The organism is Methylobacterium gnaphalii (assembly GCF_007992215.1).
GTDB lineage: Bacteria > Pseudomonadota > Alphaproteobacteria > Rhizobiales > Beijerinckiaceae > Methylobacterium > Methylobacterium gnaphalii.
This window is the reverse complement of record NZ_BJZV01000008.1, coordinates 1-18,349: the sequence shown is the minus strand read 5'-3', so window position 1 is coordinate 18,349 and position 18,349 is coordinate 1. Positions and strand designations below refer to the sequence as shown.

Genomic DNA, 18,349 nt, shown 5'->3' with positions numbered 1-18,349 from the left:
GCTCGGCACGGATGCGTGGGACCCGCTACTGGCGGGGACAAAAGCGGCCTCGCAGTGACGGCACGCGCTGCAAACGATCACGCCACGCAGGTCAGCACGATGTAGGGCCATTTCGGCCGGCAGGTCTCGGCCTTGGCCGGCGCCTCGGTGCGCGCGGATTTCCCCTTGCTCGCCGCGGCTTCTGCGACCGGAATCGAGGCGGTCCCTGCCAAGACCAGCGCTGCGATGACGGTTCTCACAATCTTGTTCACGGCACCCCTCCGCGGTGTGCGTCCTGCCATGAACGAAGGCTTAACCTTTGCCGCGACCGGGCTGCCGTGCCGGGCGGCACATCAGGACCGCTCGGCCTTGCCGCACCAAGTCCAACTGCGATCCCGCCGGGCACCTCAGGATGAGAGCGTAGCGGGGAGAACGGAGTGCGTGCGCCGTCCGGCAGAGCGGCCTGCCAGGGCTATTTCCCGAACCGCTCGAATTTCGGGAAGCTGCGCGTCATCAGCGTACCGGCCTCGGCCCTATGGCCGAGCCACTTCTCCAGCACCTGCGCGTTGGCAAGCCGGGCCGCACCACCGGCCTCGCGCCAGGGCAGGCCATCGGCCAGCGAGAAGACGCAGCCGTCCGTCAGCTCGCTCTGCCGGCAGCGCATCAGCCGCACGCCCTTGCCGCGCGCCAGCTCCGGCAGCTCTGTGATCGGGAAGACCAGCATCAGCTTGGCGGAGTTGCACACCGCGACATGCGTGCCCTCGGCCGGCACGAGGAAGGCGGCCGTGGCGCCATCGTCGAGGCCCAGAATGCCCTTGCCCTTGCGGGTATTGGCGATCAGCGCGTCGGCCGGAGCGACGAAGCCGCGCCCGTCGCTGCCGGCGATGAGCAGCCTGCTCTCCGGCTTGTAGGGCAAGGCAGCGACGATCTCCGTGCCGTCGTCGAGATCGACCATCAGCCGGATCGGATCGCCGAAGCCGCGGCCGCCGGGAAGCTTCGATGCCTCCAGCGTGAAGACCTTGCCGTTCGAGGCGAGCACCAGAACCTTGGACGTCGTCTCGCTCGGGAAGGCCACCTTCAGCGCATCGTCGCCCTTGAAGGTCACGCCCGACAGGTCGGCGACGTGGCCCTTGAGGGCGCGGATCCAGCCCTTCTCCGAGACGATCACCGTCACCGGCTCCCGCTCGACCATGGCGGCGGTGAAGTCGATGCCGGCCGTGTCCGGCGGGATTTCGAGGGTGGTGCGGCGCTTACCGATCTTGGTGTCTGGCCCGAAGGTCTTCTTCACCGCGCGGATCTGCTTGGTGATGTCGGACCATTGCAGCTTCTCGGAGCCGAGCAGCTCTTCGATCCCTGCCTTCTCCTTGGTGAGGTCGTCGAACTCGCGCTTCAACTCCATCTCCTCGAGCTTGCGCAGGGCGCGCAGGCGCGTGTCGAGGATCGCGTTCGCCTGGATCTCGGTCAGCTCGAAGCGCTTCATGAGAGCGGGCTTCGGCTCGTCCTCCTCGCGGATGATCCGGATGACCTCGTCGAGGTCGAGATAGACGATGAGCAGGCCGCCGAGGATCTCCAACCGGCGGTCGATCTGGCCGAGGCGGTAGGTCGAACGGCGCTGCAGGACGACGCGGCGGTGGTCGATCCACTCGCGCAGGGCTTCGGCGAGCCCGATCACCCGCGGGACGAGCCCGCCGACCAGGACGTTCAGGTTGAGCGGGATGCGCGCTTCGAGTTCGGTGAGCCGGAACAGCGACTCCATCAACACGACCGGATCGACGCTGCGCGAGCGGGGCTCGAGCACGACGCGGACGTCCTCGGCCGATTCATCGCGCACGTCGGCGAGCAGAGGCAGCTTCTTCTCCTGGAGAAGCTCGGCCATCTTCTCGATGAGACGCGACTTCGGCACCCCGTAGGGGATTTCGGTGACGACGATGTTCCAGGTGCCGCGGCCGAGGTCTTCCTTCATCCAGCGGGCGCGCACGCGAAAGCCGCCGCGGCCGGTGCGATAGGCCTCGCGGATCGATTCCGGGCTGTCGATGAGGATGCCGCCAGTCGGGAAATCCGGTCCCTGCACGAAGGTGCAGAGCTGCTCCGACGTCGCCTCCCGATGCTGGATCAGGTAGAGCGCGGCGTCGCACAGCTCGGCCGCGTTGTGCGGCGGGATCGAGGTCGCCATGCCGACCGCGATGCCCTGGGAGCCGTTGGCGAGCAGGTTCGGGAAGGCCGCCGGCAGGACGACGGGCTCTTCCTTCTCGCCATTGTAGGAGGCACGGAAATCGACCGTGTCCTCGTCGATCCCATCCAGCAGCAGGCGGGCGACCTCCGTGAGCCGCGCCTCGGTGTAGCGGTAGGCGGCCGGCCCATCGCCGTCGATATTTCCGAAATTGCCCTGGCCGTCGACCAACGGATAGCGCTGCGCGAAATCCTGGCTGAGGCGCACCAGCGCATCGTAGATCGCCTGGTCGCCATGCGGATGGAAGTCACCCATCACGTCGCCGACGATCTTCGCGCATTTCTTGTAGGCCGCGCTCGGATCGAGCCGCAGCAGGCGCATGCCGTAGAGAATGCGCCGGTGGACCGGCTTCAGCCCGTCGCGCGCATCCGGCAGCGCCCGGTGCATGATCGTGGACAACGCGTAGGCGTAGTAGCGATCCTCCAGCGCCGATTTGAGTTCGACGCTCTGGATGCCATCGTTGCTCGGCGGCTCGAAAGCCTCGCCCATCATTCACCCCTTGGCGTGTTCACGCAGAACATAACACGAACACTAGCGCGCGGTCTCGGTCCCGGCGGCAATAAATCGCGCACGTTCCTCGGCAGGCTGCAGCCCGCGTGGCTCCCAGATGTGCTGGGACAGGAAGTAGCCAGTCAACCGAAAGCCCTGAGCAATTTCCTCCTCACTCGGTACGCCGCTCCGGTCGCGTAGGAAAGCGGGAAGCCTCAGAAGGCGGTCGCGATAGGGCTCGCCGGCCGAGGCGCTGACCGCACGCCCCGACTTCGGCGAGACGTAGATCAGCGCATCGTTGACGCCGCTGGCAGCGCAGTTCGTGAGATCGAGGCCGAAGCCGAGCTCGGTCAGCAGGGCCAGCTCGAAGCGCACCATCAGGGCCGGCGCGATGTTGCGGTCACCCAGATGTTCCACCAGCACCTGCGCCGCATCGTAGAGGCCGCGATGCGGATCGCGCTCGGGCAGCAGCCGCAGGAGCGCGCCGATATGGCCGATGCCATAGAGCGCCAGCGCCGACCCCATCAGCCGGGACGCGACGAGGCTCGCCGGCTCGACGCTGTAGGAGCCCAGCGACTCGTCGATCCGCGCGCGCCAGGTCGCGTGCAGCGTGTTGCCCGGCTGAAGCATCGGCTGCATCCGGCGCGAGCGCCCGCCATGCACAAGGCCAAGATGGCGCCCGTGCTCCGCCGTCATGAGTTCGAGGATGACGCCCGTCTCACCATGCTTGCGCAGGCCGATCACCAGGCCGTCGTCGGACCATTGCATGAGCGAGGCTTAGGGCCGCTGGCCGGAAAAGCCGAGAGGTTCGATGCCTCAGACCACGTGACGTTTGAGCGCCACGGCGGTGCGGCCCATTCCGACATGCTCGGCATCGGGATTGCGAAGCTCGCGCATGCCCGGTGCACGACCACCGAGCACGAATGCTACCAGCGTGAGCACCAGAAGAACCTTGTACCGCATGACCCTGTTTCACTCGTCGAGGAGTGGCGGTCATAGGCTCGGCTTCAGAGGCCGAACTTGCGCTGGCGCACATGGAGCGAGCCAGTGCACGGCTCCGCAAGGTCATGGTTTACAGGAGGTGCATGGGTCTGTTCCTCACCGGTCCTGGCCCGCACCACATCCTGATTGGCGTGAGAACCCGGATCAGGCCGCCCGCTGCGCCCCGAGTACGATCCGCGCCGCCGCGCGGCTCGGCTCCTCGCCGTCGGGCAGGCTCATGCGCCGATCAATCCGGGCCAGGGCCTCGAGCTGCTTGGCCCGCTCGGGCTCGCCGATCACCAGCGGCGCCAACGTGTCGGCGAGCCGCTGCGGCGTGCAATCCGCCTGGACGTATTCGGGCATCGCGTTCTCGGCCAGGATCAGGTTCGGCAGCACGATCGTCGGCACCTGGATCAGCCGGCGGGCGATCACCTCTTCGATACGCGATACCTTGTAGGCAACGACCATCGGCACGCCCGCGAGTGCCAGTTCCAGCGTCACGGTGCCCGAAGCCGCAAGCGCGGCGCGGGCCCTGCGGAAGGCGCCATGCTTGGCGGCCTCTCCATGGACGAGACGGACCGAGACATCCCAGGCGAGCGCCAGACGCTCGATCAGGGCCCGGTGCCGGCTGACGGCGGGCAACTCGACCGCGATCGGACCGACGCGGGACATCAGCCGGGACAGGGCCTGTCCGAAGACAGGCATCAACCGCTCGATCTCGGAGCGTCGCGAGCCCGGAAGCACGACGATCAGCGGAGGCTGTGACTCGCGGGCCTCACGCTCTCGAGCATCAGGGCGCAGGGCATCGAGCCTTTCGATCAGCGGATGGCCGACATAGGTGCAGGCCGGACCGCCGAGACGGCGATGCGCGTCTGGCTCGAAGGGCAGCAGCGCCAGGATGTGATCGATGTAGGGGCGCATGCCATTGGCCCGCCACGGCCGCCAGGCCCAGACGCTGGGCGAGACATAATTGACGATCGGCAGATCGGGCAGGCGCTTCCTGACACGCGAGGCGACGGCATGCGTAAAGCCGGGGCTGTCGATGATGCAGAGCACGTCGGGCCGGCTCGCCACGATGGCATCGACCGTTTGATGAATGCGGCGGATCAGTGTGCGCAGCCGGTAGAGCACCGGTAGGTACCCCATCACTGCGACGTCATCGATGGGGAAGAGCGAGGTCAGCCCCTCGGCAATCATCGCCTCGCCACCGACGCCATGCAGGTGGAGGGGGTTTGGCGAGACACCGCGGAGGGCGCGCATCAGCTTGGCGCCGAGCTGATCGCCGGAATCCTCGCCCGCCACCAACCAGATATTCTGGTGCATCAAGGCGCCACGTCCAAGCCGATGAGAAAAAGGCCCTGGCGATCGGCCTCGGCGACCGTCTGGGCTTCGTCGATGACCAGCGTATGGCCGGCACCGAGCGCTACGCCGACACATCCCGCGGCGGCCGCGTTGCGGATTGTGCGCGGACCGATCGCCGGTAGATCGATGCGAAGATCCTGACCCTGCTTCGGCAGCTTGACGAGAATGGTCCCTTTCGGAGCGGACCCATAGCCGAACGGTTTCCGGGCAATCGCACGGGCGCGGGCAAGCATGCGGTCCGTGCCCTCGGGTCCCTCGACCGCGAGTACCCGCTGAGCCGCGACCACTGCCGCCTGGCCGACATCATAGGGCGCGAGCGCGTTCAGCATGTCCTGGCCCGTGCCGATCGACACTTGCGCCATCTCGCTCGGCACGTGCCGGCCCATCTGACCGCGACGCCCGAGGAGATCCGGCGCGACCTCGTGCACGCCGACCACGCGATGGCCCTCATCCTCTAACAGCCCGATCACGGCGCGCAGCAGCCGATCATCGCCGCCAGCCATATGGCGAAGGATATCGCGGTTGCGCATCGCGTGCGCCGCGTTGAGGAGCGCCGCTGGGCTCGGCCGTGCGACGCCGCCCGCCGGCACGACGCCGCTCGGGGCCCATTCCTTGAGAATGCGCAGCGTACCGGGGATATCGAGAAGGTCGACCGTGGCGGAGGCCCGCGCACGCATCGCGCGCTCGGTGAAGCCGCGCACGGCAAGTACGCGAAAAGGGCGCCCTGTCCGCTCCAGCGAGCGCGCGACGAGTTCGGGAAGGCGACCGGCACCAGCCACTAGCGCAAGCGTCCCCGCTTCGACGCTCGCACTCATCGGCGACGCCTCAGCCCGCCGCCGGCGTGTCGCGCGGCGTGCAGATCGAGCGCTTGCCGCCCTCGCGGATAAAGTCGAGGATTTCTTGCACGCCCTTATGTGTGTCGAACTCAGCCGCCACGTCCTCGACCCGCTCCATCAGCGTCCCTTCGGGAGCGAAGAGCAGCCGATAGGCACGGCGAAGCGCGTGGATGTCCTCGCGCGAGAAGCCTCTGCGCTGAAGGCCGATGATGTTGAGCCCCGAAAGGTAAGCGCGGTTGCCGAGCACCATGCCGTAGGGAATGCAATCGTTCTCAAGGCCAGAGAGACCGCCGACAAAGGCGTGGGCTCCGACGCGTGCGAACTGGATCACTGCGGCTCCACCGCCGAGGATCGCGTAGTTGCCCACCGTGCAGTGACCAGCGAGCATGACGTTGTTCGAGAAGACGACGTTGTCGCCGACATGACAGTCATGGCCGACATGGCTGTTGGCCAGGAAGGCGCAGGCATTGCCGACCGTGGTGCTCAGCCCGCCCCCGGCTGTCCCGGGATTCATCGTCACGCCCTCGCGGATCAGACAATCCGAGCCGACCGACAGCGTCGAAGCCTCGCCGCGATATTTCAGATCCTGGGGCGGATGGCCGAGCGAGGCGAACGGATAGATTCGGGTGCGCGGTCCGATGGCGGTCATGCCGGCAACCACGACGTGACTTAACAGCTCGCAGCCCTCGCCGATGACCGCCTGCGGTCCGACATGGCAGAAGGGACCGATCTTGGCCCCGTCACCGATTTGCGCGCCATCCTCGACGACGGCGCTCGGATGAATGGTCGCGCTCATTCGGCTACCAGCATGGCGCCGATCTCCGCTTCGGCGACGAGCACGCCGTCGACGCGAGCTTCGCCGCGGAACCACCACATCGTGCGCTTGCGGTTGGTTTTCTTCATATGGAACCGCACCTGATCACCGGGCACCACCGGCTTGCGGAATTTGCACTTGTCGATGGTCATGAAGAAGACCTGTTTCGACGAGGCGTCGGGCGTCGCGATGTGTCGACAGCAGATGGCGCCGGCAGTCTGGGCCATGGCTTCGATCAACAGAACGCCCGGAAAGATTGGCTGCTTCGGGAAGTGGCCGGTGAATTGCGGCTCGTTGACGGTGACGTTCTTGATGCCGATGCAGCTATCGTCGCCGTCGATCTCGATGATGCGGTCGATCATCAAAAACGGGTAACGGTGCGGCAGGTACTCCATCACCTTCTGGATGTCGGCTGAGCCGAGTTCCTTTGGCATCTCCTCGGTCATCGACATTCCCGTTCTACGCGTCCGCGGGCGGTCTCATGCCGCCGATGCTGCCCTGTTGCTTCAGGAATTCGCCCTCTTCGGCAGAAAATCCGGCAGATGCAAGACCTTCAGACGTTCGCGCGGCGCCGACTGGGGATGCGGGTCTTTCTCAAATGATCCTGCGGTCGAGCCGAATGACACGGCATGGATCGCCGGCGCGCGCCGCAGGAGCATGAGGCTCTCGGATCAGGAGAGCTTCCGAGCGGCCGAGTACGGCGAGCATCGAGGAATCCTGTCGCGTCTCGGCGGTTGCGATGGGAAGGCGATCGGGTGCGGTGTCGAGCCGGGCGCGCATATAGTCCTGGCGCTTGTCGTTCTCAGGCATGTCCCGCCCGAGAATGGCTGGCTCGCTTCGGTCGACCCCGGCATGCGGATCGCCAAGGAGCGCGCGGATTGCCGGCACGACGAAGAGATGGCCGCAAACAATCGATGAGACCGGATTCCCCGGCAGGCCGATCGCCAGCATGGGGCCGAGCCGGCCATGCATCAACGGCTTTCCGGGGCGCAGAGCCACCCGCCAGAAGCCGAGTTCCATGCCCTCTTCCGAGAGCGCCTGCTGGACAAGATCGTGGTCGCCGACCGAGGCGCCGCCCAGAGTGATGAACAGGTCGGCTCCCGCCTCTCGCGCGCGGCCGACCGCCTGCTTGAGTGCGCCCAGGTCATCCTTGGCGATGCTGAGATTGATCGGGTCTGCGCCTGCCTCGCGGGCTATCGCCGCGACGGCGAGACCGTTCGAAGCAACGATCTGGTCCCAAGCAGCAGCCTCGCCCGGCTCCACCAACTCGTCGCCCGTGGCGAGGATCGCGACTCGGGGTCGGCGGCGGACCATCAGCGTAGCGTGACCGGCCGAGGCCGCGATGGCGAGGCGGCGCGCATCGAGCGTCTGGCCCGGCTGCATCAGCACATCGCCTTCTCGGAAATCGAGACCGGCGGGGCGGATGAACTTTTGCGGCGAGACGCCCGCGCGCGCCACGACAGCGTCTCCGTCTGCCTCGGCGTCTTCCTGGATCAAGATCGCGTCCGCGCCCTGCGGCACGGGTGCGCCCGTGAAGATCCTGACTGTCTCACCGGCTTCGATCACGCCGGAGAAGCCATGTCCGGCCGCGCTGGCGCCGATAAGGCGGAGCGTCGCCGGAATACCCGCGAGGTCCGCAGACCGAACAGCGTAGCCGTCCATGGCGGACGCCGGAAACGGCGGTTGCGTGCGTCGGGCGACAACCGGCTCGGCAAGCGTCCTGCCATGCGCCTCGGTGAGTGCGACGCTCTCGCCCGGGGTCGGCCCAGACACGCTCGCCAGGATGCGCGCCAGCGCTTCGGCGACAGGGATCATGCCGCTCATCGGGTCTCGCTTCGCCAGGAGCCGGACTTGCCGCCGTCCTTCTCGAGCAACCGAATGCTCTCGATTCGCATGCCGCGATCGGCCGCCTTCACCATGTCGTAGATCGTCAGGCAGGCAAGAGAGACGGCGGTCAGCGCCTCCATCTCGACACCGGTCTGTCCGGTGACGCGCACCTCGGCCGTCACGCGCAGGCCGGGCAAGGCGTCGTCCGGCTCGCAATCGACCTTGACCTTGGTGAGCAGCAGCGGGTGGCAGAGCGGGATCAACTCGTGCGTGCGCTTGGCGGCCATGATGCCGGCAAGGCGCGCGGTGCCGATCACGTCGCCCTTCTTGGCGTCGCCCTCGCGGATCAGGCGAAGCGTCTCCGGCAGCATCACGACGGCGCCCTCGGCACGCGCCGTGCGCGCGGTCGCGGCCTTGTCGGAGACGTCGACCATGTTGGCAGCGCCGGCCGCGTCGAGGTGGGTCAGCACACTCATGGGCGCACGCCGAACAGCAAGGCTTGCGTCGCGGCGGTGACGTCGGCCTGCCGCATCAGGCTCTCGCCGACGAGGATGGTGTCGAGGCCCGCCTCGTGCAGGCGCTGCACCTCGGCATGGCTACCGATGCCGCTTTCCGCCACGGCGATCCGGTCGGCTGGAATGCCGGGCTTCAGACGGATCGCGGTCTCGAAGGAGACCTCGAAGGTCTTGAGGTTGCGGTTGTTGACGCCGACAAGACGGCTGCCGAGCGGCAGCGCCCGCTCCAGCTCTTCCGCGTCATGGACTTCGACGAGCACGTCCATGCCGAGCTCGTGCGCGGTATCGGTGAGTGCCCTCGCTTCGGCGTCGCTGAGGCTGGCCATGATGACGAGGATGCAATCGGCGCCCCAGGCGCGCGCCTCGAAGACTTGGTAGGGCTCGAACAGGAAATCCTTGCGGATGACCGGCAGACCGCAGGCCGCGCGCGCCTCCGCGAGGTATTCCGGTGCGCCCTGGAAAGAGGGCTTGTCGGTGAGCACCGAGAGGCAGGTGGCGCCGCCCTTTTCATAGGCCTTCGCCAGCGTTGCCGGATCGAAGTCGGAGCGGATCAGGCCCTTCGACGGCGAGGCCTTCTTGATCTCGGCGATCAGGGCCGGCCGGCCGACCGCAATGTGGGCTGCGATCGCATCGGCGAAGCCGCGCGGGGAATCGGCCTTGGCGACCTGCTTCTCGAGCGTGGCCAACGGCACCCGCAACTTCGCCTCGGCAATCTCGCGCCGCTTGTAGGCCTCGATCCGGGCGAGCACGGAGGCCCGCTCGGCGGACGCCCTCGTCGTCACCTCGGCCACGATATCGTCCATCGGCTTGTCCTCAACACCAGCCGCCTCTGTGCGGCCAGCCCTCTATCACGCGTTCGACACCGCGACGAGGCGTTGCAGGGTTGCCAGGGCAGCCCCGGTATCGATGGCGTTCTGCGCTCGCGCGACGCCATCGGCCAGGGTGTCGGCGCGATCGGCGACCAGCAACCCGGCAGCAGCGTTGATCACCGCGATGTCGCGATAGGCGTTGCGTGCGCCTTCCAGCACTTGGAACAGCGCCTGAGCGTTGTGATCGGGATCGCCGCCGCGCAGGTCCTCGAGCGTCGACAGCACGAGCCCGCATTCACGGGGATCGATGCTGAACGACGAGATACGGCCGTTCTCCAGTGAGACGACGTGGGTTGGTCCGGTCACGGTGATCTCGTCGAGACCGTCCGAGCCATGCACCGTCCAGACACGCCGTGAGCCGAGTTCGGCAAGCACTTGCGTCAGCGGCTCGGCCCAAGATGCCATCGAGACGCCGAAGACCTGCGCCGTGACGCCGGCCGGGTTCGAGAGGGGTCCGAGCATGTTGAAGATCGTCCGGAACGGCAGCTCTTTCCGCACCGACGCGACGTGGCGCATGGCGGCATGGTGGGTCTGCGCGAACAAGAAGCACAAGCCGGCCTCATCGAGGCAGCGCGTCAGGCTTTCGGGGGGAAGTTCCAGCTTGACCCCCAGCGCCGCGAGCACGTCCGCCGCCCCCGAGCGCGAGGTGGCGGCGCGATTGCCGTGCTTGGCCACCGGTACGCCACAGGCGGCCGTGACGATCGCCGCCAGCGTGGAGACGTTGTAGCTGCCCGAATGGTCGCCGCCAGTGCCGACGATGTCGATGGCATCCGCCGGGGCCGCGACGGCAATCATGCGCGCACGCATGGCCTCGACTGCGCCGACGATCTCATCGACGGCCTCGCCCTTGACCCGCAGGGCCGCAAGGAAGGCGCCCGCCTGGACCGGCGTCACCTCTCCCGACAGCAGGTCGTCGAAGGCGGCGCGGGCTTGGTCGCGCGTCAGCGCGGTGCCGGCGGCGATCGTCGCGAGATGGGGCTTGAATGAATCCATCGACGATGAGGCTTCAGGTATTCCGAACGGCGGCAACTCTCCTCGCCATTGCAAGCGAAGCGAAGCAATTCAGAGCTGGATCCTCACAGGCTGGCGAGGTGGCCCTGGATTGCTTCGCTTCGCTCGCAATGGCGGGGAGATGGCTTCAATGCACGCCGCCGCGAGCCTTGTCACGCTCGGCCCGCCACGCTGCGGCGATATCGAGGAAGTTGCTCACGATCCTCGCGCCGTGGTGGGAGAGGATGCTCTCCGGATGGAACTGCACGCCGTGCACCGGGAGCGTCGCGTGCTGCATGCCCATCACGAGCCCGTCCGCTTCCGCGGTGATCTTCAGGGTATCGGGAAAGGTCGCGCGATCCACGACGAGGGAGTGGTAGCGCGTGGCTTGGAAGGCATCGTTCAGTCCGCGAAAAATGCCTTCGGCGCGATGCGAGATGGTCGAGACCTTGCCGTGCATTGGCGCGGGCGCCCGCACGACATCGCCGCCGTAAGCTTGGCCAATCGATTGCAGCCCAAGGCACACACCGAAGATCGGAATCTCCGCCCCCAACTCGCGCACTACGTCGAGGCAGATACCGGCCTCGTTGGGTGTGCAGGGGCCGGGCGAGAGCACGATCGCATCGGGCGCGCGCTCGCGGATGCCGTCGACGCCGATCTCGTCGTTGCGCACCACGTCGATGTTCCCGCAGAGCGGACCGATTAGGTGGACGAGATTCCAGGTGAAGGAATCATAGTTGTCGACGACGAGAACGTTGGACATCGCGGGCGATCGGCCTGAATTCATCCTTCAGCGTTTCGCCGCTGGACCCGGCGACGTCAATCCGCAGCCGGGCGTCAGGTCCCGTCGCGACGGCCCATGATCGCAAATTGCGCACCTTGCGGGTCCGAGGCCTGGACGACCCACATGCCGCCAGGCACCTGCATCGGCCCGTTGATGATCGCGCCGCCCGCCTGCCGCAGGCGCTCGGTCGCCGCGTCGATCTCCTCGACGTTGACGTAGTAGAGCCAGCTCGGCGCCGGCGGCCCCGGCAGGCTCATCATGCCACCGCTCGCCATGGTGCCCGGCCGCCCCTCGGTCCGGAAGAGCTGATAGGTGCCCATCGCGCCGATATCGACCGCATCGCCCCTCTTCCAGCCGAACAACGCTTCATAGAAGTCGAATGCGGATGCCCAGTCATGGGCGTAGAGCTCGTGCCAGCCGATATCGCCCGGCGTGCCCGGTGCAAGTTGCGGCGGTGGCGCGCCAGTGCCGCAGAAAAGCACGAACGTGGCGCCCTGCGGATCGGCAACGACGGCGAAACGTCCGATGCCGGGGATATCGTCCACCGGCCGGTGCAGAATGCCATTCAGACGCAGGAGTTGCTCGACCTTGGCATGGATATCCGCGACGGCGACATAGCCGATCCAGCCGGGCTGCCCGCCTCGGGCACGGACTTCGGCGGGTATCTCCATGATGCCGGCAACACGGCGGTCACCGACAGAAGCAAGCGTGTAGCGCATCGACGGATGACCGGAATCCGACAACGTCCAACCGAGAACCCGGCGGTAGAAGGCTTCGGCCGCCTTCGGGTCGGACGTCATGAGTTCGTACCAGACGAAACAACCCTCGGCAGTGCCCATCGCGAAGCTCCCATAACGGCGGCCACTCGCGGCAATCTAGTACGGCGCGACATGCAAAGCCCCACTCCGAATGACATGCATTCCGAGCAGGGCATCGCGTCAGGATCGTCAGGGTCTTGCCGCGGCAACCCGTCAGAAGGCGCTGAACACGACCTTCGACTTTGAAATCCGGTCGCCGAAGGCGTCGATCTTCGTGACGCGCACCTTGGTGACCTTTCCAAGCCCGTCAGGATCGACGGTGGTGCGGGTCTTGATGATCCGGTTACCGAATGCATCGGTCTTGACGATTTTCACGCCGGCGACGCGGTTACCGAAGTCGTCCGTCCTGACGACGCGGACCTTGCTGACGCGGTTGCCGAACTCGTCGATGGTGGTGCTTTGCTGCTTCGTCATGCTGCCGGCAGAGGCAGTGGAAATGGCGGCGGCGCTGATCGCGAGGGCGGACAGAGCGGCCATAACGGTGTTCTTGAACATGACACGACTCCTTCGAACAGGTTTGATCGGGATTGAAGCCTGATCATTCGGGCTTCCGATCGGACCGAGATGTCGGCCCTCACCTGCTTTCGTCGCGTCAGGGCGGGAGTCGGTTCAAACGTGCTTAAGAAATTCTCTCAGGGGCTCCGGCGAGCGGAGAAAGGGGCCGGCGCAGATGAGCGCGCCGACACCGATAGCGACATACGACCAGTGAGCTATTGCCCGCGGCGCGCCCTGCTGGCGAACTGGACCGCATCCTCAGCGGCACGGAACAGAGCCTTCGCCTTGTTCACGCATTCCTGCTGCTCAGATTGCGGATCGGAATCGTAGACGATCCCGGCCCCTGCCTGGACGTGCATGCGACCGTCCTTCACGATCGCCGTGCGCAGGACGATGCAGGTATCCATCTCGCCGCGCGCGCCGAAATAGCCGATGCAGCCGCCATAGGGGCCACGCTTCTCGCGCTCCAACTCGTCGATGATCTCCATCGCGCGCACCTTCGGTGCGCCGGAGACCGTGCCGGCAGGAAAACCCGCCGCGAGCGCTGACAGCGTGTCATGCCTCGGATCGAGCTCGCCCTCGACGTTCGAGACGATGTGCATGACCTGGCTGTAGTATTCCAGGAAGAACGAGCTGGTCACGGTAACCGTGCCGATCTTCGAGACACGGCCGACATCGTTGCGGCCGAGATCGAGCAGCATCAGGTGCTCTGAGCGCTCCTTTGGATCGGCCAAGAGTTCGTCGGCGAGCGCCTTGTCCTCGGCAGGCGTCGCGCCGCGGCGGCGCGTACCGGCAATCGGGCGGATCGTAACCTTGTCGTCCCGTACCCGCACCAGGATCTCTGGCGAGGAGCAAACGACCTGGAAATCCGAAAAGTCGAGGTAGCAGAGAAACGGCGCCGGGTTCGTCCGGCGAAGGCTCCGGTAAAGTGCGAAGGCCGGCAGCGTGAACGGCGCCTCAAAGCGCTGCGACAGCACCACCTGGAAGATGTCGCCGGCGACGATGTACTCCTTCGCCTTCGCTACCATCCGCAGATAGTCGTCTGGTGGCGTGTTGGAGACAGGCGTCGGCTGCGAGAGGCCGGCAGCGTCCACCCGTGTCTCGATTGGCAGGGGCGCTTCAAGCGCCGCGGTCGCCCGGTCGATGCGGTCAAGGGCAGCTTCGTAAGCAGCCTTGGCAGACATGCCCTCGACCGGGCGCACGGGCGTCACCACGGTGAGCTGATCGGCGACCGCGTCGAAGATCACCATCACGCGGGGGCGGATCAAGATCGCGTCGGGCACGCCGAGAGGATCGGGGTTCGGCTGGGGTAGCCGCTCCATGCGGCGGACCATGTCGTAGCCGAGATAGCCGAACAAGCCGGCAGCCATCGGCGGAAGCGTCTCGCTGGCGTCCTCGCCGATGGCGCTCTCGGCGATCAGCGCACGCAGCGATTCCAGCGGGTGACGATCGTCGGCGACGAACTCGGCCAAGGCGGCATCGCGGGCGATCTCGGCGCGGTCTTTGCAGCGCCAGATCAAGTCGGGGTCGAGCCCGATCATCGAGTAGCGCCCGCGCACAGCGCCACCCTCGACGGATTCGAGCAGGAAGCCCGGACCCGGATAGTGCCCCTTCAGCTTGAGAAAGGCAGCGACCGGGGTCTCCAGGTCGGCCACCAGGGTCAGGCTGACGAGGCTCGCTCGGCCTGCATCATAGGCGCGCGCAAAGGCGTCGAAACGGTCGGTCTCGGGTTGCATCAATACTCGCCGCCCAAGGCGCGCTTGAACGCAGTCTGGTTGACACTGACGCCGGCATTCTTCTGCACGTCGGCGATATACTCGCCGAGCACGTCGTCGGAGAGCGTGGTGCGGAAGCTTTTCTCGGCGTTCTTGTCTGTTGGCGTGCCTGCCTCGAAGGCCGGCATCTCGGCCCGCGTCACCTTGAAGACCGCGCGGTTCTCGCCGGATGGCGCCGAGCCAGCCTTGTCCACTGCGGTAGCAAAGATGCGATCGATCACCTCAGTGCTGAGATCGTCCTTCGCCTGGTTGCGGGCGAGGTCGGCGATGGTCTTCGCCTGGACACCAGCAGATTCCGAGACAGCCTCGGGCGTCTCGCCCTTGTCGAGCCGCTCCACCAGCTCCTTGGCCTTCGCGGCGAGACGCTTGGAGATCTCGGCTTCCTTCCAGCCCTTGATCGCCTCGTCGCGAACCTCATCGAGCGGCTTGTCGTGCGCCGCCTCGATCTTGGTGACGTCGTACCAGACGTAGCCGCCGGACTTGGTACGCAGGGCCTCGCTGTCGCCGCCCATCTCGGAGCGGAAAGCAGCGGCGAGCGTCGTGTCGGGATCGGGGATACCCTCGACCTTCTTACCGGTCGCATCCTTGCCCTGGGCATCCACTGCTGGGATCTCGACGAGGGGCAGTTCGCGCTCTTTGGCGATGTCGGCGAGCGACTTGCCGCTGGCGCGCGCATCCTCGATCGCATCATGGGCCGTCTCCAGCCCGTCGCGGGCACGCTGCAGGGCCATGGCCTTGCGGATTTCGTCCTTGACCTCGTCGAAGGGCTTCTGCGTCGCGGGCTCGATAGCGGTGATGCGCAGGAGCACGGTGCCGAAGCGGCCCTTCACCGGCGCGCTGACCTTGTCCTTCTCCAACGCGAAGGCGGCGTCGCCCACGGCCGGATCGAACAACTCGGCCTTCGTCAGGTTGCCGAGAGACAGATTCTTGGGATCGACGCCGCGCGCCGTCGCGATGCCCTCGAAGGGCATCTCACCGCTCTCGATCTGCTTGCGGGCGGCCTCTGCCGCAGCTTCGTCGGGGAAGGTGATCTGCTGGATCGTGCGGCGTTCCGGGGTGCCGTACTTGGCCGCATTGGCGTCGTAGATCTTGCGGGCTTCCTCGTCGCTGATCGTGTCGGGCTTCGCCATCGCTTCGGGGTCGAGAACGACGAGGTTCACGCCGCGCATCTCGGACGCACGGAAGGTGCCCTTGTTGTTGTCGTAATAGGCCTTCAGCTCGTCGTCGGTGGGCGCTGGGATGTCGCCGGCCGCGGCCGGTGTCAGCATCAGCACGGCGGCGGTGCGGCGCTCGCTCGCATAACGGTGCACGGCCTCGCGCAGTGCCTGCGGCACGGACAGCTCGGCGGTAACCGCATCAGCGAGCTGGAGACGGGCAGCGACCGCGCGCTGCTCGCGCACGAACATCGCCTCGTTGATGCCGGCGCGGCTCAGGGTCTGGTAGAACAGCGTGCGATCGAACTTGCCGTCGGTGCCCTTGAAGGCCTGCTCCTCACGGATCGTGCGCAAAACCGCTTCGTCCGAGATGGCAAGGCCGAGATCGGAGGTCTTCTGGTCGAGGGCGGCCTCCGTGATCAGCTGGCTGAGCACCTGCCGCTCCAGGCCGAGCGCGCGGGCCTGCTCCGGCGTCAGCATGCGCTTGAGCTGCTGCTGATAGCGGTTGAGCTGGTTCTGGTAGGCGGTACGCACAGACTCCGCCGAGATCTGCGTCTTGCCCACAGTCGCCACGGCGGTGCTGCTTCCGCCACGGAAGAACTCCTCGACGCCGAAGATCGCGACGCCCGCGATCAGGAAGAAGAAGATCACCGACATCACGATCTTGCCCAGCCAGTGCTGGCTCGCGTTGCGGATGTTCTGGAGCATGATGCCGCCCGGATGACGCCTATGCGCCCTTCTCCGCCTGGAAAAAGGGCCTCGGATTGAAGGGCTCGCGATAGACCATCCGCGCCGCCGCGCAAAGAGTGCCGCCAGCCGGTCGTCGAGGCGGGAAAGTGGCCTGCCGCCGGTTTGCGCGCCCAAGCTCGCTCTGATAGGCCGCCAGGACCATATCAAGAGAATGATCCGAGGAGACGGGACCACGATGGCGAGCGAAGCACGGCGTCCGCTGGTTGCAGGCAACTGGAAGATGAACGGGCTGCGCTCCTCGATCCAGACCGTCGAGGCGGTGCGCGACGGGCTCACACCCGCGCTCCTCGACAAGATCGACGTCCTGATCTGCCCGCCTGCGACCCTGATTGCGTCCTGCGTCGCCGCGGTGGCTGGCACCCCCATCGCCATCGGCGGCCAGAACCTGCATGCGCGGCCGAGCGGCGCCTTTACCGGCTCGATTTCTGCCGAGATGCTCGCCGATCTCGGCGCCCGCTACGTGATCCTCGGCCATTCCGAGCGGCGCGCCTACCATCATGAGACCGATAACGGCGTCCACGCGAAGGCGCTGGGCGCTCGTCGAGCCGGGCTCTGCGGTATCATCTGCGTCGGCGAGACCGAGGACGAGCGCGAGGAAGGCCGTACCCTCGACATCGTTCGTGCGCAGCTCGGACTCGGTGTTCCGAAGGGCGCGACAGCCGAGGATACGGTGATCGCGTATGAGCCGGTCTGGGCGATCGGCACCGGCCATACTCCGTCGACCGCCGATATCGCCGAGGTGCACGCCTCGCTGCGCGACATGCTCGGCACCATGGTCGGCCCCGAGGAGGCGCAGAAGATCCGCATCCTTTACGGCGGCTCGGTCAAACCGAAGAACGCCCGCGAGCTGATGGCCGTGAAGGACGTCGACGGTGCCCTGGTCGGTGGCGCCAGCCTCGTCGCGGAGGACTTCTTGGGCATCTGCGCTGCCTATTCCTGATTGCCGGCCGGACCACGGGCGCGATTGCAAAGACAGTATCGAATACCGAGACGCCGGCCCGGCGCATGATTTCGCGCGGGCTTAAGCGGAACCATGAGCTTGACCGTGAGTTTTCCGGTCATGATCCACTTGAAGTCAACGCTCGCTATCTCCGCGATCATGCTCACCGGATTGGTAGCGGCCTCGCCGTTTCCCTATTCGAGCGATCGCGACACGGTTAAGCCGCGTTCCACAGTATCGATCCAGCCCGTTGCGGCAGCCGAGGCAGCACCAATGCCCGCAGCAACTGTCGTCTGGACTGACCCACCGGTGAAGGCCGCGCCGCCGGTCGAGCAACCGGCCACCCTGGCCAGTGCTCCTGCTGCGATCGAACCCGCCACCATCGCTCCAGCGCCCGTCCGCCGGATCGCCAATCAGGCGAAGGCCGAGCAGCCACGGCATCGCAAGGTCGCGCGGGCAGCAACCCGTCAGCGCCAGGTCGCCATGCGTCAGACCGGCTCGCAGAAAGCGCGTACGGCAGAGACGCAGGTCGCGGCTGGAACAGCGACGGCTACTTCGTCGCGGATCGATCCGATCGGAGACATTCTTCGCGGACTCGGCTTCGGCAAGCAGGGCTGAACACCAAAGGTTCCTCACCCTCATTGCGAACGCCGCGAAGCCATCCAGAGCGACAGGCGAGACTTTAGTGCTCCAGCTCTAGATGGCTTCGTGGCGCCCGCGATTGCGGTGAGCATAGGTTTT

Annotated in this window: 19 protein-coding genes; 2 read left to right on the top strand and 17 right to left on the bottom strand. The window is 66.4% G+C overall.

All coding sequences use genetic code 11. The features are described 5' to 3' along the window. Positions 1 to 77: 77 nt before the first annotated feature. From MGN01_RS23515 to MGN01_RS09000, 17 genes are all read right to left on the bottom strand, one after another. Positions 78 to 251, bottom strand: a complete 174-nt coding sequence (locus tag MGN01_RS23515; protein WP_170245917.1) for a hypothetical protein — start codon at positions 249 to 251, stop codon at positions 78 to 80. A gap of 200 nt (positions 252 to 451) precedes the next feature. Then, a complete protein-coding gene (parC, locus tag MGN01_RS09070; protein WP_147046431.1) occupies positions 452 to 2,698 on the bottom strand; it encodes a DNA topoisomerase IV subunit A in 2,247 nt (748 codons plus the stop codon). A gap of 42 nt (positions 2,699 to 2,740) precedes the next feature. Further along, positions 2,741 to 3,466 (bottom strand): DNA repair protein RecO, encoded by a 726-nt coding sequence (gene recO / locus MGN01_RS09065; protein WP_147046287.1) that lies wholly within the window; start codon positions 3,464 to 3,466, stop codon positions 2,741 to 2,743. A 48-nt stretch (positions 3,467 to 3,514) separates the two neighbouring features. After that, entirely contained in the window at positions 3,515 to 3,661 is a 147-nt protein-coding gene (locus tag MGN01_RS23510; protein WP_170245915.1) for a hypothetical protein, read from the bottom strand. Positions 3,662 to 3,844: 183 nt separating this feature from the next. Further along, entirely contained in the window at positions 3,845 to 5,005 is a 1,161-nt protein-coding gene (lpxB, locus tag MGN01_RS09060; RefSeq protein WP_147046286.1) for a lipid-A-disaccharide synthase, read from the bottom strand. Beyond that, positions 5,002 to 5,856: an LpxI family protein gene (locus MGN01_RS09055; RefSeq protein ID WP_147046285.1), complete on the bottom strand. Its 855-nt coding sequence runs from the start codon at positions 5,854 to 5,856 to the stop codon at positions 5,002 to 5,004. The genes lpxB and MGN01_RS09055 overlap by 4 nt, the downstream gene beginning before the upstream one ends. 10 nt (positions 5,857 to 5,866) lie before the next feature. Continuing rightward, a complete protein-coding gene (lpxA, locus tag MGN01_RS09050; protein WP_147046284.1) occupies positions 5,867 to 6,673 on the bottom strand; it encodes an acyl-ACP--UDP-N-acetylglucosamine O-acyltransferase in 807 nt (268 codons plus the stop codon). Beyond that, entirely contained in the window at positions 6,670 to 7,125 is a 456-nt protein-coding gene (gene fabZ / locus MGN01_RS09045; protein ID WP_373319178.1) for a 3-hydroxyacyl-ACP dehydratase FabZ, read from the bottom strand. Before fabZ ends, lpxA begins: the two co-directional genes overlap by 4 nt. Before the next feature lie 160 nt (positions 7,126 to 7,285). Further along, a complete protein-coding gene (locus MGN01_RS09040) occupies positions 7,286 to 8,515 on the bottom strand; it encodes a molybdopterin molybdotransferase MoeA (RefSeq protein WP_147046282.1) in 1,230 nt (409 codons plus the stop codon). Further along, positions 8,512 to 8,994 carry a cyclic pyranopterin monophosphate synthase MoaC gene (gene moaC, locus MGN01_RS09035; protein WP_147046281.1) on the bottom strand — a complete coding sequence of 161 codons (483 nt, stop codon included), beginning with the start codon at positions 8,992 to 8,994 and terminating at the stop codon, positions 8,512 to 8,514. Before moaC ends, MGN01_RS09040 begins: the two co-directional genes overlap by 4 nt. Further along, positions 8,991 to 9,836 carry an indole-3-glycerol phosphate synthase TrpC gene (gene trpC / locus MGN01_RS09030; protein WP_147046280.1) on the bottom strand — a complete coding sequence of 282 codons (846 nt, stop codon included), beginning with the start codon at positions 9,834 to 9,836 and terminating at the stop codon, positions 8,991 to 8,993. Before trpC ends, moaC begins: the two co-directional genes overlap by 4 nt. A gap of 45 nt (positions 9,837 to 9,881) precedes the next feature. Beyond that, positions 9,882 to 10,895, bottom strand: a complete 1,014-nt coding sequence (trpD, locus tag MGN01_RS09025) for an anthranilate phosphoribosyltransferase (protein ID WP_147046279.1) — start codon at positions 10,893 to 10,895, stop codon at positions 9,882 to 9,884. 145 nt (positions 10,896 to 11,040) lie between these two features. After that, positions 11,041 to 11,655 carry an anthranilate synthase component II gene (locus MGN01_RS09020; RefSeq protein ID WP_147046278.1) on the bottom strand — a complete coding sequence of 205 codons (615 nt, stop codon included), beginning with the start codon at positions 11,653 to 11,655 and terminating at the stop codon, positions 11,041 to 11,043. Between the two features lie 74 nt (positions 11,656 to 11,729). Then, positions 11,730 to 12,515, bottom strand: coding sequence for a VOC family protein (locus tag MGN01_RS09015; RefSeq protein ID WP_147046277.1), 786 nt, complete (start codon positions 12,513 to 12,515; stop codon positions 11,730 to 11,732). 132 nt (positions 12,516 to 12,647) lie between these two features. Then, positions 12,648 to 12,989 (bottom strand): hypothetical protein, encoded by a 342-nt coding sequence (locus MGN01_RS09010; RefSeq protein ID WP_147046276.1) that lies wholly within the window; start codon positions 12,987 to 12,989, stop codon positions 12,648 to 12,650. Between the two features lie 215 nt (positions 12,990 to 13,204). Further along, positions 13,205 to 14,725: an anthranilate synthase component I gene (gene trpE, locus MGN01_RS09005; RefSeq protein ID WP_147046275.1), complete on the bottom strand. Its 1,521-nt coding sequence runs from the start codon at positions 14,723 to 14,725 to the stop codon at positions 13,205 to 13,207. Continuing rightward, positions 14,725 to 16,626, bottom strand: coding sequence for a SurA N-terminal domain-containing protein (locus MGN01_RS09000; protein WP_147046274.1), 1,902 nt, complete (start codon positions 16,624 to 16,626; stop codon positions 14,725 to 14,727). Before MGN01_RS09000 ends, trpE begins: the two co-directional genes overlap by 1 nt. Positions 16,627 to 16,843: 217 nt before the next feature. Here MGN01_RS09000 and tpiA point away from each other — a divergent pair, with 217 nt between their 5' ends. Beyond that, on the top strand, positions 16,844 to 17,608 hold the full coding sequence (gene tpiA / locus MGN01_RS08995; protein WP_147046273.1) for a triose-phosphate isomerase: 765 nt from the start codon (positions 16,844 to 16,846) through the stop codon (positions 17,606 to 17,608). 105 nt (positions 17,609 to 17,713) lie between these two features. Then, positions 17,714 to 18,226 carry a hypothetical protein gene (locus MGN01_RS08990; protein ID WP_147046272.1) on the top strand — a complete coding sequence of 171 codons (513 nt, stop codon included), beginning with the start codon at positions 17,714 to 17,716 and terminating at the stop codon, positions 18,224 to 18,226. The last annotated feature ends 123 nt before the right edge of the window (positions 18,227 to 18,349 follow it).